Consider the following 15,299-nt stretch of genomic DNA (forward strand, 5'->3'; position numbering starts at 1 on the left):
ACCATAGTTTCCTGCATCAAGGTAAGCCATTATTGTTTCTGTCACTTAACATGTTCCTCTATCTTTATAACGCCCTGTTAAGGTGTGAGCAACGCTATCCCCAAGCCACCGCATACCACCTTAAACACTAAACGCAACGCATAGTAAAAATGCCAAGCGTTGCGAATCACTCTTAAACAGTTTGTTATAAGAATTGCCACAGTTGAGCCATTTCGTTCAGGGTCCAAATGATATTTTGTGTCATTACACCTAAAAACAGAACAAAGCCAATTAAGTAAAAGAATGAACAAACTGCGCGAGCACTTTTATTTATAGCAATGCGTTCATTAAAAACTGCCCAAAACTCACTTTTTTCTTGCTGTGTCGCACTATAAAATGCGTTTGGGTTTTCTTCTTCGGTAAAGGTTCGTTTATGGCTAAATTGTGCAGCATTTACAAGCTGCTTTACTCGTCTATCAGTTTTTGCTTGATCCGCAGCCTTATAATTACTGATATCATGCCTTAGCTTCCCTTGAGATTGAAAGTCACCATAATTTCGAAATTCTTTCGCTATTGACGGAGCAAAGCATAAAAATACGACATTTCCTAAAACAAAACTTAGAGCTGACAAGTAAAATAATTGCCAAGAAAAAGGCAAAACTAAATCAAAGGTTAACGGCTGCCCTGCAACTGTGATAGTTACTGTATCTCCTAACTTTGAAAGGAGTTTAACCGCGATCGGAACAACGACTAACCATACATATGTTGACTTTACTAATCTCACATCTTCTACTGATTTTAACACAGCCCATGATGGGATTTTTTCTATCACAGCTACCTCAATATTTCTGATTCTTATAACGCCTTGTTAAGGTGTGAGGCACGCAATACCTAAGTCTCCGCATACCACATTAACCACTAAAACCAACGCATAGTAAAAATGCCACGCGTGCCGAATCACTCTTGAACAATTTGTTATGCGTTTTTTAAAAGTTCGACGAACTCTTGTTTGCGAGGCTCACCGCTAGAGATATGAACAACTACAGTATCTCTAAGTTCATAGTAAGGATGTAATGCTAAATGTTTTGCAAACCAAAAGACTTCTGACAGCGGCTCATCATCGTGCCAAGTTGTTACAACCAAATTTGCATCATTCAAATCGCTACCTCCGACGTAAGTGATATTAGCTATATCTATAGATGTATCCCAAGAACTGGCATTAACACCCCAAGCTAAAGCATATAAGCAACCACCCTCGACTAGCCAAGAACTCAATTTCGATTGCCAACTTTCAGCTACTGCTTCCTCAGCCACAATTATGCAGCGAAACTTCCCAACCTGGAGTACGGGAATATGTGAAGCATCTTTTTTTAAGTGAAGATATTCCATATTACCTCTGAAACACATAACGCCCAGTTAAGGGGTGAAGCACGCAATACCAATGTTACCGCATGGTACTTCAACACCGAAACCACCGCATACCAAAAATGCCACACGTGCTGAATCCCTCTTGAACTGTCTGTTATGTAACATTTTCAATAGCTTGCACTGCACTACTGGTAACTTTACCCAAATCTGATTCTGATTGTACAGCAAGGTATTCACATCCTTTAAACTCTAACTGCATATAACTCGCAGTCAGTTCAAATGGTTGTACAAAACATGCAGGCAAGTCTAAGTTGTAGCCAGTAGATAACACTGAAATAGATTTACCTTTCAGCTTGCGTCCCAGCTCTTTTTCGATTGTTAGAAGGTCGGATAATCGGTCAAAGAAAACTTTTAGCTGTGCTGACATTGAGTACCAATAAACTGGCGAAGCAAACACCAGATGATCAAAACGGAGTAGCTGATGAATAATTGGAAGAAAATCATCGTTGCTATTTTCATGCTCATAGTCGTAAAAACTGATATCGAAATCAGATAGATCAAACAGTTTTGCATCTGACTGCTCTACGAATGATTCGACTAGTTTTCGCGTATTACCGTCAGATTTTGAAGTACCTAATATGACTGCGATTTTCATCGAGCCTCCATGTTACATAACGCCCTGTTAAGGTGTGAGCAACGCAATACCGAAGCCGCCGCAAACCACCTTAAACACTAAACGCAACGCATAGTAAAAATGCCACGCGTTGCGAATCACTCTTAAACAGTTTGTTAGCAATATGTCTAACGCACCCACTTAATCTCTACTAAAGCCTCATACAACTCTGGGCGCATTACGAATTCATAGTGTCCATCTTGAGTATCTTCAGAAGCTGGATTTCCAGTTGAGATTGTCCAGAACCACATTGTGCTGCCATCGTTTCTTTTTGGTGGTTCATAATTTAGCACTTCTGCCAATTCATGCCCCAAAGTTCCATACTTTAAATTTGCAGTATTGTAATTTGGGAAACCAACCACTTCGGCTAACTTAGTTGCTGTTATTGTCTGATTGTCGGACTTTGCCTGCGCACGCAGCATTTCCAAATAACTAGTCGTATCTCGAAACCGACTTTTATCTCTTAGTTTGATCAACGCATTGATAAACTCTTGTTTTGACGCTGTAGATTCACGTTCCATTACTCTGTCTCCTAACCAATTTATCGTCATAAAGATTAGTAAAAGACCGGAACTTTTGCTTTATATTGCTAACGCCGCGTTAAGTGGTGAACAACGCCAACCGCCATGCCTAACCCATTGTACTTTAACCACTAAATTCAACTTGAACTGAAACCGCCAAGCGTTGAGAATCCGTCTTAAACGCTTTGTTATGAGGCTTACTTAGCCACTCCTTAATTGAAAAATTAATGGCATAAGTAAGTAATTTACCATGCCTAAGCAAATAACTATGCTTCCGATAGAAATTGATATTGGTAATATCTTGTTTCCTAGGTTTTTTTCAATAAACATTGAAGAAATTGATGGTATAAAGCTAACTAATCCGATTACAAAAAAGAACACCGTTATTAGAAGGTAATAAATTACTTCTAAACCCGCTCCTTCAATACCGCTTATAAACCTCTGATTTTCTACGACTGTATACTGATAAACAAAAAAGCCAATTAACATTATTGTTATTGCTAAAGATGTGACCACTGATATTTTTATCGCTCACATTTCCTTGCCTCATAACGCCCTGTTAAGGTGTGAGCAACGCAATACCGATGCCGCCGCATAACACCTTAATCACCTAAACCAACGCATAGTAAAAATGCCACGCGTTGCGAATCACTCTTAAACAGTTTGTTAGCCGCTCATTCCCAAAGGTTACTGCTTACTCAACAGGAACTTACGCAAATCTCTCTCTGCACGCATAACAAACAGAATAAACACTTTGTCACCGTCTTGTTTATAGAAAACACGACATGGATTAACGACAACTTCACGATAACTTAAATGTTCTAGCTCGGGTGGAATACGACCTGACTCCGGGAAAGTTTGTAGGCGTTCGACTTTGGAGAAGATCGTTTGTACTAACTGCTTTGCAGCTACGATATTTTCAAGTGCGATATATTCAGCGATATCATTGAGGTCAGATAACGCTGGTTCAGTCCAGATTACTTCAGCCATTTTGACATTTTGTCCTTGGCTTCATCGTGACTTACCACTTTACCGTCAGCTAACGCACGCTCACCTCTTGCAATACCCTCAAGAATAGCTAAACGATTTTGCATAAATTCATAGTCATCAACATCAACGAGATACGCAGATGGCTTACCATGCTCAGTAATTAACACGGGTTCTTTAGTGTCATGGAGATCGGCGAGGATCTTAGTTGCTTGACGTTTAAGTGATGTAACTAGTTCTACTTTCATGAGAGCTGCTCCAAAGGAATACTAAAGTGATACTATTCTATCACTTTGAGTATAGCAAGCTCCATGACGGCTAACGCCGCATTAAGGGGTGAACAACGCCACCACCCAACCTAAGCTATTGTGCCGTAAACACTAAAGCTGATTCAAACCAAAACTGCCAAGCGTTGTGAATCCCTCTTGAATGCTTTGTTAGTTGCCAAACCTAAAGCTTTGATTTGAAATTGATTGCCGCTTTGCCAACACTGTCTTTGTGTGTTTTGAAAAACTCTAATCAGGCGTAGTTTCAAAGCGCCTGTCACTGAAACCACTTGGAACAAACAGCGCCGTAGAATACAGCCTAACAACACCAAAAAGCTCATTTGAAAAGACAATATCACAGAGCTGACTCTCAACAAGTGAATCGGCTTCTGAAACAGAAAGTCCGACCACAAAAAACCAAAGCCTGATTTGCTCAAACCTAAAAGACTAAAATTTGGAATACAAAACCGAGCCAAAAACACCGGATCTTAGCCCTAAACATTTTGTTTTAGCTGCGTTTTTCCTCGTTGGCAACTAACGCGCGCGTTAAGCTGTGAGAGCCGCTTCAAGACTCTCGAACGCATAATACTTTTGCCAACACAACTCCATGCATTCCGAGAAAATCACATAGGCTCGAATCTGCTTGAATGCCTTGTTATGTCACGACCAATGTCACTCAAATTTAAGTAAAATATAACTTTAATACAATGAGTTAGAGTAAATAGGCAAGAAATCGAAGACGAAGTATTTGTTATTGCACTACCTTGAGTAGCGCTAGCGCGATCTCTTGAATTGCGCGCCATATTAAGGATCGCGAAAGCGCCTCAAGGTTAGCATGGATATAACCAATATTCGCCCTTTTTGTCGCCTTTCACCCAAGCCCATCAATTAGAATCATACTTGTTTGTTATCACTGTACATCCAACCTGTGATGACCGTCGTGTCATAACGCCCTGTTAAGGGGTGAGCAACGCAATACAAAAGCCGCGCATACCACCTTAATCACCAAAACCAACGCATAGTAAAAATGCCACGCGTTGCGAATCCCTCTTGAACAGTTTGTTAGGCGACATTTCTACGTTTAACTTCTTTCTCATACGAAGACTCGTTGTATAGCCAAATAGCCCAAAATGCGAAAAACACCCCGATCGTGTAAATTGAGTAATTAAGAGCATTATTCGATAAGAAAATCGTAATGCTTGGCGCATCTGAAGATGGATAAAGGAAAATAACATTAAAAATCATGTACAAAATGGCTGTGACGAAAGTGGTTCTGAAAAGCCAATTTAAACACCCTTTCTTTCGCGATTTTGCCAATTATCAAATGCTTTACCATTCATTAACCCGTTCCTTTTCCGTTAACTGAAGCTAGATGCACCCCAAGATACTATCACTACTCTATCGTTTGTCTCATGTCGCCTAACGCCTTGTTAAGGGGTGAGCAACGCAATACCGATGCCGCCGCATGCCACCTTAAACACTAAAACCAACGCATAGTAAAAATGCCACGCGTTGCGAATCCCTCTTGAACAATTTGTTATGTGGTTTTCCCACGTAGTTCTATTAAGTTTCCAAATGGATCCTCAACTTGGCACATTGAAAGACCATCTTCAATTTCCATTGGTCCGCGATAAAGGCGCGCACCTAGCTTTTGAAAATGAGCCAGTGCAACACATAAGTTATCTACTGACCAGTAAACAACTGTGCCACTTTTACCAGCACCAACCTTTTTATCTGCTTGGACTATTTCTAGGGAGAAACCATTTAGATCAAGCGCCGTGAAGTCAAAGTCAGGATGGTAAACCGGAACGGCTTCTGGAAAAGCTTTCTTATACCATTCAAGCCCTTTCGCTACATCTGGGACATGAACAAGAACCGCTGATGGATTCATAATTTCTCTCCAACCACATAACGCCGCATTAAGGTGTGAGCAACGCTACTACGAACCTAAACCATTGCGCCAAAAAACACGAAACCCAACCTTGAACTGAAAATGCCAAGCGTTGGGAATCACTCTTAAATGCTTTGTTATGTATAGCGGCTAGAGAGACCAATTGTAGCTTTTGAAAAACACATGATCTATAGGAAGAACCGGGCACAACAATGCCCCTTCAAGCGGCTTACTGACCGCGATTACTTTTGAAACCTCATCAATCATTACACCAACAGATTCAAGAGAACAGTTCTGTTCGACACTTACCCCCCATTTTTCAGCTTGATTAGAAGATATAGGTTGACCTAGAAGAATGGCTACTTTGTTACCTTTTACACTGAGTGTCTGTAAATCACCTTGAGCATTAACTGCCCAATTACATGGAGAAGTTAGTTTTGTTTCAAAAATGGTAGACTCTTCAAACAAAGTACAAGATGATCCATTGTTAACTGACAGATTAAATGCTAACGAAGAAAAACTAACAAACGATAAAAGTAGCGCAGTTATTTGTTTCACTGTTTTATCTCCCAAAACCAAACTTCATCACCAAGATTAATCCAATCAGGGGCGCCTCCCTTCATATGCTCGCCATCCCAAACGTCAATGTGATCGGTACTACCCCACCCATTCCTGATAAAGATAATCCCTCTCCGACCAATTAATGATTTTTCTCTTTGATCTTTAATAAGCTCTTTATTTCCAAATATATTAGGGTTAACAGAGATCCAATTTGCTAACTCTTGGGCTGCTAAAATGTGTCTCGGACTATGTTTAAAGCCAGGGTAGCAGCGCCTATTAGGATATTTTTGGTCAAAAGTTGAAGTGTCGATACCTGTTTCCTCCAGAGCAACCCCCATACGAATAGCACACTGATTAGGAAAATGAGCCCTATCACAAGGAGATTTTGGGTATGGATGGTTTTTCCATAACTTGGCAAATTGAATTACTGACACTGTACGTACCTCACTGAAACAAAAAAAAGTACTCTAACACACTCAAAACAATCAAACCTGTTTCATATTGAATAGTGCGATCATTCTTTCGAAACTCGGATACATAACGCCGCATTAAGGGGTGAACAACGCAAACCACCCAACCTAAACCATTGTGCCGTAAACACTAAAGCCAATTCAAACCGAAACCGCTAAGCGTTGTGAATCCCTCTTGAATGCTTTGTTAGTTGACAAACTTAAGGCTTTAATTTGAAGTTGATTACCGCTTCGCCAACACTAACTTGACGTGTATTGAGAAACTCAAATCAGGCGCAGTTTCAAAGCGCCTGTTACTGAAACCACTTGGAACAAACAGCGCCGTTGAATACACCCTAACAACACCAAAAAGCTCATTTGAGAAGACAATATCACAGAGCAGACTCTCAACAAATGACTTGGCTTCTAAAACGGAAAGTCCGATCACAAAAAACAAAGCCTGATTTGCACAATCCTGAAAGACTAAAATTTGAAATACAAAACCGAACCAGAAATGCACGAACATTAGCCCTAAACATTCTGCTTTAGCCGCGTTTTTCGCCTTAGCAACTAACGCCGCGTTAAGTAGTAAGCAACGTTACCACCTAACTTAAACTATTGTGCCGTAAACACTAAAGTCAATTAAAACCAAAAATGCCACGCGTTGCGAATCTGCCTTAAACGCTTTGTTAGCTTACTATTCTCCGAGCATTCCAAACTAAAACAACAACTTATTTTGACATTAAACGTGAAGTCCAGATTATAAACATAGCCGAGAACTTCAGGTGATGAGCTTAGTATTAACTTGAGTTTTGCCAAAACCGCCGAGCGTGGAGACTCACGGAACTTCACCCACCAATGCTCGCATTGGATTTGCTGCTTTCACGTGAAAAACTTAGCCATGAATGAAATAGAGGCGGAACTTAAATTACCACCAACAAACCAAGACCAAGCAACACTATGACCGCACAGAGTAAGAATTACCGCTAAAAAATGTTACTTACTACCGCTGATACAACCAAAATATTTGCCAATCAGAGCGCTCGTTTTGACGATATGCCCTACCTAACATCAGCTATATGAGTTTGATTTTTCAGACTGTAAGCTAACGCCCTGTTAAGGTGTGAGCAACGCAATACCGAAGCTACCGCATACCACCTTAAACACTAAACGCAACGCATAGCAAAAATGCCAAGCGTTGCGAATCACTCTTAAACAGATTGTTATATGTCTAAGCTCCCACTAGACCAATACTACCAATGTGCTTATCGATTTTGGCTCCACTTTCAATGAGAATACGGTAGCCACTATCATAGAACGGAGGCGGGAATAGAGAATGGGTTCCAACCATTTTGCCGTCGCCCAACCAATCAAGAGCGTCGGACAACTTAACCCTAACAATCCCTCTAATTTGTTTAGAGTAATCATTTGGACGCTCGTTGTTGACACCTTTACATCTGAAAAGCAAACCGTGCTGTGCGTGCGGACGTAAGAAAACAGATGGTGCAGCCATACGTAAATCAACCATCTCAGTGTTAGGACCGTGGAAATAACCCGGCTTAAATTTATCTCGCCTCTGAATATCCACACCGACTAACACAACATAAGCATATTTATCTTCTTCTGAGGGTATACGCCTCTCAAAATGCAGATATTGCCCACACTCACCGGCACCTTTAGCTCGATGGCACGCAAACCATAACGCTATCCAAAAATTATCTACAAGATCAACCCATGTAGTATGAACGCCGTAATGTTGAATCAATGGCTCATGAGCATACTCTCCAAAGCCTTGAAAAATGTGACACTTATCATTAAATTCCTTGAGAGCATTACGAACAGAAACGATCCGATTCTCTTTTGATTTTGATTGATGGACATTTCTAAATATTGTGGGAGATAGAGAACCGTAAATTTTCCTTTCTCCTCTGAAGTAAATGCCTTCACTTTTGTCAGTTAAAGCATGACTAAACTTCAAATATCCAGCAACCTTTACTAATGCATGAGGGTCATTCACATGAATAACTTCTCTATTGCTACCTTTTTCAATTACCCTTTCGGTATCGGGAATCGTTAATTTACTTAGAGGCATAATACTCCAATATTTTTGATTAACTACAATGACATATAACGCCCTGTTAAGGTGTGAGCAACGCAATACCAAAGCCGCCGCATACCACCTTAAACACTAGACACAACGCATAGTAAAAATGCCACGCGTTGCGAATCACTCTTAAACAGTTTGTTAGGCAAATAGACTTGCCAGAGTTATGCCTTGTTTATGCAGCTCAGATATCGAATATTCGTAGAACTCCTGACTTCTATTTGCGCCACAAACACTTACAAGCTCACGCCCAGCCTGAGTCAATAGAACCTTTCCTAGTTGAAATTCGTTGTCGTTGTCGTTCTTAAACGCAAACAAAGTTGGTCGCCCAAAGTAGAAGAAAACTGTTCGCTTAGGTAGGTGTGTCCGACGATAACTAGATACAGACTCAAATGAAATTAAACCTATAGTATCGAGGTGTTTCAGAACCTCAAAAGTGATACCTTGCTTTGTATAAACATCATTTCCGAAGTCAAATATCAACGGGGTTGGCTCACCTATCATCCATACAAACTGACAGAATTTGGTGAATAACTCTGCATCTTGTTTGTCCATAGAAGCAACAAAATCTACCGTTCTTTTTGAGTATGTACCTGGAGTTGTGGCTTCCCTAACCAGTAAGTTTGACCATAACGATTGCATATCTTCGTCTGAAACTTTGTCGCACTTATCAAAGAAATGGGCAATCCAATCCTCTTCTAAATTTTCAGTTTTAGCGGATGCATCTAACTGAGAAGCTGCCTGCGCTGTAATTGATTCAACATTTGCTTGTTTACGAGCTTCTTGTTGAACAAATCTCTCAATACCTCTTTGCTGAATTTCATTTAGCTCTATACCAGCAAGTGCCTTTATTTTCTCAGCTTCAGCTTCAGCTTTCTTACGAATGCGTCTTGGCTCATAAAGTACACCAACGGCATTCGAAACTTTTTCAATCAACACTGTTGCTGGTTTAGCCAAGTCACCAAAATTTATAACAGAATTACTATCTGACACAAATGCCTCCTTTATTTGCCTAACGCCCTGCTAAGGGGTGAGCAACGCAATACCGAAGCCGCCGCACACCACCATAATCACTAAATTCAACGCATAGCAAAAATGCCACGCGTTGCGAATCCCTCTTGAGCAGTTTGTTAGTCGCGAGGCACCGAGCGACAATTTTAAGCCGAACTAAACTTTGCGAACAACAAACTTTATGTGCTTTGATGCATTTAAGTCAGGCGTAGTCTCAAAGCGGCTACTCAATGAAACCACTTAGAACAAACAACGTCGTAGAAAACGGACTGACAACACCAAAAGCGCTTTTGGAAAGCCAATCTCACAGTGCGGACTTTCAACAAAGTCACTGAAACCACGTGGAACTTACCACACCAGAGAAAAAATCACTTCAGCGAGTAAATCGGCTTTTGTACCAACAAAGTCACCGAGCGGAGTTGCAAGCAAAAATAGACTCTCGATTGCCCTGTACTGTCAGCACCAAAGAACAAAACAACCGCTAGGACACTTGCAAAATTTTGGACTCAAAACAGCTAAAACTAAGTTCTAATGATCGATGATGAATCTGTGTTCCAAACAAACTGCTGCTAAATTTTAAGCTCAGAAACATGATTTTGATTGCTAGTTTTTTCTGGCGACTAACGCCCAATTAAGGTGTGAAGCACGCGACCACGAAACTCAATTTAAACACCTTAATCACTAAACTTGACCCAAACCGAAAATGCCAAGCGTGCTGAATCACTCTTAAATTGTTTGTTATGTGCGTGCTAAACGATAGCGCCTTACTGTACCCTCATTATCGTCTGTATAGTTACCCAAATATACGCCACCGCAGTTTTCTATAACCTTTTGAGATGCTGGGTTATCAATTGAACAGGTAACAATAACCGAGTCAGTTACCACATGATCACGTACCCAAGCTAGAAGAAACGAAGCAATGCCTTTGCCACGAGCTGATGGTCTAGTCTCGTAACCAATGTGCCCTATTACATTCTCTACGTTCGCATTCGTCCCTGTACGGACTCGAATAGCACCTAAGATTTCAGAGTTCGAAATGCAGTAGTACGTTGTACTTGGTAAATATCCGTTTGGTAATTCGGAGGTTGCCTTAGAGCGCTCAACCAAACCCGACAAATAAGCTTCAGGGTTTAACTCAACATCTGAATACTTTGGGATACCCGAGTTGAAGCATTCTTTCGCATAACTAGCTAACATTGGAGCCAAGTCAGGGCTAGCTTCTACTACTTCCATTTCTATTTTCCTCTAAAGCACATAACGCCGCGTTAAGTAGTGAGCAACGCTACCACCTTTATTAAACCATTGTGCCGTAAACACTAAAGCTGATTCAAACCTAAACTGCCAAGCGTTGCGAATCTGCCTTAAACGCTTTGTTATGCGATCTTGCGCACATATCTAAGTTATTCAGTTATAAATCTATTGAAAAGTCAAAGTTCACGCCACATTACTGGAGTGATATGCAACAAAACTTTTAACTAAATCTAGCCTAAAGGCAGAGGTGGTATTATTTTCAAATCTAGTAATAAACAAAGTACAAGCGATCAAAAAGTGTTTGCGATGCGCATAACGAGTGATTTTGAAAATCAAGTTTTAATAAGTCAAGCTAAGAGAGAAAGCTTATTGAAAAGATTTTTAGAAAGTGCATCTGAAAAAGAAAAAGAGACATTCATTGAATCTTTGTTTCAATTACACTCTTTACTTAATGAGTATCTAATGTCCTCTAATCGATTTTCAATCATTTTAGATACAAATATAATTCAGGATATTTTGTCTTCAAATGAGAATCGCTTTAGAGAAATAAGATATATCGCAACAAGTTCAATACTCTACTTTTTGGAAGACTACGCTGGAGCTACTATTTCTCTGTGTATAACACCGACTGTTTTGTATGAATTGAATAATCAAAAACCAATTTCTAATATTTCTCAGTATAACAACGCAATGTCTATCGTAGAAGAAGCTGCTATTAAACTTGGCATTTCCACTAACACGATAGGCTTTAGAAATTACAAAGAACTGAAAAACGTAACTAAATTAATTGACAAAGATTCCAATAACATTAAAAAGGCTGTAGAAAAATTAGCAGCACAAAATTGGACTATGAGTTTTGATCGTGAGGATGGCTCTATATCAATCCCAATGGCTGTTGCTGAAAACCTTATACCAGAAATTAAGCTATATTATTTAAGTCCATTTTACGTTAAATGGGCGTTGATGAACTTCGTGGAAAAACGAATGTTTGATCAGAACAAGAAGCAACCGAAAGCTCGCAACATGATGAATAGAGATAAGGATGGGCTATCTAAGCTATTCAAAATTAAGAGTAAAGGAGATTTAATGGGGCTCGCTGATATAGAACTGTTATCTATGGCTGACTTAACATCTCAATGCTCCAGTAACTCTATTGCTATCACGTCAGCAATCACTTATGACAAAGATTTATTCAAGTCTTTAAGTCGACGCCTTGGCTCTGTACACAATGGAGGAAAATTTGAGTCTGGAAAGGATTCTCCAGAGGATGCAGCATTGCTATTTGTGTATCAAATGAAGAAGTCTCAACAAAGAACTAAGTCCGCGGAAGCTAGACATAATTTTTGTATGGATGCATTCAAAAGCTTTTTAGATGAAAACGTCAGTTCTTATTTCAAAGAAACGGAGACATGATGAATCGCATAACGCCCTGTTAAGGTGTGAGCAACGCAATACCGATGCTTCCGCATACCACCTTAATCACTTAAACCAACGCATGATGAAAATGCCACGCGTTGCGAATCACTCTTAAACAGATTGTTAAGCCGCAATTTTATCGCTATCAATTTCTCTTGGAAGAACTGCTGCTAAACAATTTACAGAGGCTTCAAACTTTTCCGCTGGTCCTCGAGTTGATAATTGAATTAGCTCATTAAGACCTGATTGGCTTGTGAATGACATTTCCTGATATAGGCAAATTGGTAGCTCATGGTTATCTTTAAACCTGCGGTCTGGTCCACCGGACTTATTTACGTATTTCCACGTTTTATCAACGATCAATGCATCAGCAGGAACTGACTCTTCTTCGATAAATTTTTTATCTCCGACCATCACAACCAAATCTTGATAACTCACAGCTCCGACACCTGTAGTGTCATAGACCAACACTCGGTCAGGAAAGAAATGTAATGTTTGACGACCAACTGCAATGGAAACTGTCTTCACATTTGTTTTTAATCGAGGCGGTTCAGAGATCATAATCGATGTCAGCTTTCGGTCTATAAGATTGCTTGCACCTGCATGATATTTTTTATCAAGGACTTTGCCTGAGGCTGATATATGCCAACATTTATTAGCTTTTGCCATTTGTTCTGCTGCCGAAAACAGCTTGTCATAAGCAAGTTCCATTTCGGAGTCAAAGTCATAGAAAAGTACCGTTGTCTTAGATAACGTGTCTCTCGTATAACAAACCCAAGTAGAAACAATCCCCAACACAGCAGTCAAAGCGACAACCCATTTAGGGAGTTCGGCATTATGAATTCCAAAAACAACAGCGAAAAATAGAATAAAAATAAAATGCCATGAACTAGACCTTTTCCGTTTATCATTAAGCTCCTTTAGCAGCTCAGCCGAAGAAGAGTCTACGATCTGCGAAACATGCGCTGACTCAATTTCTTTCAGTGGTTCGTGAGTCGGTGCTTCGAAGGACTCTTGATAGTTGGGCTGAATAGTGTTGTCGACAATTCGTTCCTGAGAACCAATCGGAATAGTCGAACGATAATAAATACCATTTGTTCCAATACGGACATAGTTACCTCTTGGACCAGTTCCTACTCTCAGCCCTTTAACACCAGCTGAAACGCCAAATCCAGATTTTGACAAATTGAAACGAAATGGACCAACGCTGATACTCTTTCTTATGTAGAGTCCCATATCTTCTCCGAACTTAAATTGACACTCTTGCGGCATAACGCCCTGTTAAGGTGTGAGCAACGCAATACCGAAGCTCCTGCATACCACCTTAAACACTAAACGCAACGCATAGTGAAAATGCCACGCGTTGCGAATCACTCTTAAACAGTTTGTTAGCTAGTAGCTTCAGGCTGGGTGAAGTCTAATATCTCTTGCATCCTGCCTTTCAATTTACTATCCGGTACATCCTGAATACTCGTTAGAAACTCACTTGTCATTGAAAGGGCTGTATCACAACACCAAGCTGAAAAAGCAGGAGTTTGAATAAGATCGATCCAGCTGCCGTCTACAGCAGAGGTGTCACAAAGCTTTCGTGATTCTAAGTCTTTAAAAAATTTAGGATGGTCCTTTATGGTTCTTTCAGGAAAGCCTGCGCCTTTGGTTAAAGTGTCTTCATGGTACTCAGACTTTCTGTGTACCAACTCATTCCGAACTTTTAACAGCAACACGAAGTCTTGGTAAGGTGCTTTATCACGCTCCCAACCAGAGCCACTTAATATCAACTTCCCGAGTTCAAATTTGTTTTGAGTAGATCCTTTATTTTTTTGAAGCTCGTTCATCACAGAGAAAAATGTTTTCTCATGCTCTGCAAATCGGCCCCCCATTGTCACCTTGCAGCAAGTAACAGTCTCATTAATAAATGCCTCCAATGCATTGAATGCAAATATCAAACTAACTAGAGCTTGTTCTGGGTGTTCTTCTGTGCGATCACGAGCATCGACGGCAATATCATATAGAGTTACCGCCCGAAAAAAGCCTCTTTTACGTTTAATCACTGAAATACTCCTTTTACTAGCTAACGCCCAATTAAGGGGTGAGCAACGCTACCACCCAACCTAAAGCACTGTGCTGTAACCACTAAAATTGAAGTAGAAGCAAAAATGCCAAGCGTTGGGAATCCCTCTTAAATTGTTTGTTAGGTGCTAGCCCCCAACTCTTCTTGAAGGCTCTAATTGATGAAGATAGCGTGTAAATGTGTCTTTAGGACGCTCTAGATTGTTTTCTGCTAGTACCCTAGATGCCATACCACGGTGGTTACTGCCATGAGTTAACAAATGGAGCAGAATCTCTTCGATTGACATCTGCCCTGTGTCACCATCAATAAACTTAAATGAAACAACTCTTTTTAGATCTTCTTTGGTTGCAGCGCCCACATACTGAACTAGCCATGAGTCGTTTTGATTCATTGTCTCTCGAAGCTCCGATATTGTTGGAGTCTCAACGGTATTGTCACCACTATATTTTTCAGGCTCACCCATAATTCGACTGATGAAGAGACTATCAACGACTGTTGTATGGTTTAAGATTCTAACGAAAAAGGTAGCATCACTTTCTGGAAGTATTGAGAACTGTCGTTCTCCAATATCAAGCAATTCGTTATTTGCCCACTTTTTATATTGAAATGCCTTAGAAAAGTCCATTTTTTCTCCATTGTTGTTCATTTGAGAGCTGAAGAGCTCAAGCTGCACCTAACGCCCTGTTAAGGTGTGAGCAACGCAATACCGAAGCCACCGCATACCACCTTAAACACTAAAACCAACGCATAG

The 15,299-nt window shown here is 40.3% G+C and carries 17 protein-coding genes and 1 pseudogene; 2 read left to right on the forward strand and 16 right to left on the reverse strand.

Translation table 11 applies throughout. The features are described 5' to 3' along the window. Positions 1 to 184: 184 nt before the first annotated feature. The 12 genes from R7P64_RS23705 to R7P64_RS23775 all read right to left on the reverse strand — a co-directional run bounded on the left by R7P64_RS23705 (position 185) and on the right by R7P64_RS23775 (position 9,792). A complete protein-coding gene (locus R7P64_RS23705; RefSeq protein WP_213886980.1) occupies positions 185 to 811 on the reverse strand; it encodes an MFS transporter permease in 627 nt (208 codons plus the stop codon). Positions 812 to 954: 143 nt separating this feature from the next. Continuing rightward, on the reverse strand, positions 955 to 1,368 hold the full coding sequence (locus R7P64_RS23710) for a hypothetical protein (protein WP_053350691.1): 414 nt from the start codon (positions 1,366 to 1,368) through the stop codon (positions 955 to 957). Positions 1,369 to 1,501: 133 nt separating this feature from the next. Continuing rightward, a complete protein-coding gene (locus R7P64_RS23720; protein WP_213886982.1) occupies positions 1,502 to 2,002 on the reverse strand; it encodes a flavodoxin family protein in 501 nt (166 codons plus the stop codon). Between the two features lie 146 nt (positions 2,003 to 2,148). Continuing rightward, positions 2,149 to 2,541, reverse strand: coding sequence for a hypothetical protein (locus R7P64_RS23725; RefSeq protein WP_069491629.1), 393 nt, complete (start codon positions 2,539 to 2,541; stop codon positions 2,149 to 2,151). Positions 2,542 to 3,228: 687 nt separating this feature from the next. Continuing rightward, the gene (locus R7P64_RS23730) at positions 3,229 to 3,531 is read right to left on the reverse strand and encodes a type II toxin-antitoxin system RelE/ParE family toxin (RefSeq protein WP_025796191.1); all 303 of its coding nucleotides are present in this window, start codon (positions 3,529 to 3,531) and stop codon (positions 3,229 to 3,231) included. Continuing rightward, positions 3,519 to 3,776 (reverse strand): type II toxin-antitoxin system Phd/YefM family antitoxin, encoded by a 258-nt coding sequence (locus R7P64_RS23735; RefSeq protein ID WP_005448240.1) that lies wholly within the window; start codon positions 3,774 to 3,776, stop codon positions 3,519 to 3,521. The genes R7P64_RS23730 and R7P64_RS23735 overlap by 13 nt, the downstream gene beginning before the upstream one ends. A 1,555-nt stretch (positions 3,777 to 5,331) precedes the next feature. Continuing rightward, positions 5,332 to 5,685, reverse strand: coding sequence for a VOC family protein (locus R7P64_RS23750; protein ID WP_262580218.1), 354 nt, complete (start codon positions 5,683 to 5,685; stop codon positions 5,332 to 5,334). 150 nt (positions 5,686 to 5,835) lie between these two features. Beyond that, positions 5,836 to 6,243: a hypothetical protein gene (locus tag R7P64_RS23755; protein ID WP_025769021.1), complete on the reverse strand. Its 408-nt coding sequence runs from the start codon at positions 6,241 to 6,243 to the stop codon at positions 5,836 to 5,838. Continuing rightward, a complete protein-coding gene (locus R7P64_RS23760) occupies positions 6,240 to 6,680 on the reverse strand; it encodes a T6SS effector amidase Tae4 family protein (protein WP_025769022.1) in 441 nt (146 codons plus the stop codon). The genes R7P64_RS23755 and R7P64_RS23760 overlap by 4 nt, the downstream gene beginning before the upstream one ends. Positions 6,681 to 6,939: 259 nt before the next feature. Next, positions 6,940 to 7,215 carry a hypothetical protein gene (locus R7P64_RS23765; RefSeq protein ID WP_411912791.1) on the reverse strand — a complete coding sequence of 92 codons (276 nt, stop codon included), beginning with the start codon at positions 7,213 to 7,215 and terminating at the stop codon, positions 6,940 to 6,942. 711 nt (positions 7,216 to 7,926) lie between these two features. Then, positions 7,927 to 8,787 (reverse strand): FRG domain-containing protein, encoded by an 861-nt coding sequence (locus R7P64_RS23770; protein ID WP_318119287.1) that lies wholly within the window; start codon positions 8,785 to 8,787, stop codon positions 7,927 to 7,929. Between the two features lie 153 nt (positions 8,788 to 8,940). After that, on the reverse strand, positions 8,941 to 9,792 hold the full coding sequence (locus R7P64_RS23775; protein WP_318119288.1) for a DUF2806 domain-containing protein: 852 nt from the start codon (positions 9,790 to 9,792) through the stop codon (positions 8,941 to 8,943). Between the two features lie 248 nt (positions 9,793 to 10,040). Between R7P64_RS23775 and R7P64_RS23780 the strand changes: the two are divergent. Beyond that, a pseudogene (locus tag R7P64_RS23780) lies at positions 10,041 to 10,342 on the forward strand (hypothetical protein). 206 nt (positions 10,343 to 10,548) lie between these two features. Here R7P64_RS23780 and R7P64_RS23785 read toward each other — a convergent pair. Next, entirely contained in the window at positions 10,549 to 11,043 is a 495-nt protein-coding gene (locus R7P64_RS23785; protein ID WP_025768998.1) for a GNAT family N-acetyltransferase, read from the reverse strand. Positions 11,044 to 11,367: 324 nt separating this feature from the next. Here R7P64_RS23785 and R7P64_RS23790 point away from each other — a divergent pair, with 324 nt between their 5' ends. Beyond that, on the forward strand, positions 11,368 to 12,474 hold the full coding sequence (locus R7P64_RS23790) for a hypothetical protein (RefSeq protein WP_193276728.1): 1,107 nt from the start codon (positions 11,368 to 11,370) through the stop codon (positions 12,472 to 12,474). A gap of 126 nt (positions 12,475 to 12,600) precedes the next feature. On the opposite strand, the gene R7P64_RS23795 is transcribed toward R7P64_RS23790, so the two are convergent. The 3 genes from R7P64_RS23795 to R7P64_RS23805 all read right to left on the reverse strand — a co-directional run bounded on the left by R7P64_RS23795 (position 12,601) and on the right by R7P64_RS23805 (position 15,194). Then, the gene (locus R7P64_RS23795; RefSeq protein ID WP_318119289.1) at positions 12,601 to 13,713 is read right to left on the reverse strand and encodes a DUF4236 domain-containing protein; all 1,113 of its coding nucleotides are present in this window, start codon (positions 13,711 to 13,713) and stop codon (positions 12,601 to 12,603) included. 152 nt (positions 13,714 to 13,865) lie between these two features. Further along, a complete protein-coding gene (locus R7P64_RS23800; RefSeq protein WP_047104415.1) occupies positions 13,866 to 14,528 on the reverse strand; it encodes a hypothetical protein in 663 nt (220 codons plus the stop codon). A gap of 147 nt (positions 14,529 to 14,675) precedes the next feature. Next, positions 14,676 to 15,194 carry a DinB family protein gene (locus R7P64_RS23805; protein WP_318119316.1) on the reverse strand — a complete coding sequence of 173 codons (519 nt, stop codon included), beginning with the start codon at positions 15,192 to 15,194 and terminating at the stop codon, positions 14,676 to 14,678. Positions 15,195 to 15,299 lie beyond the last annotated feature (105 nt).

It is taken from the genome of Vibrio sp. 2304 (genome assembly GCF_033339475.1).
Taxonomy (GTDB): domain Bacteria; phylum Pseudomonadota; class Gammaproteobacteria; order Enterobacterales; family Vibrionaceae; genus Vibrio; species Vibrio alginolyticus.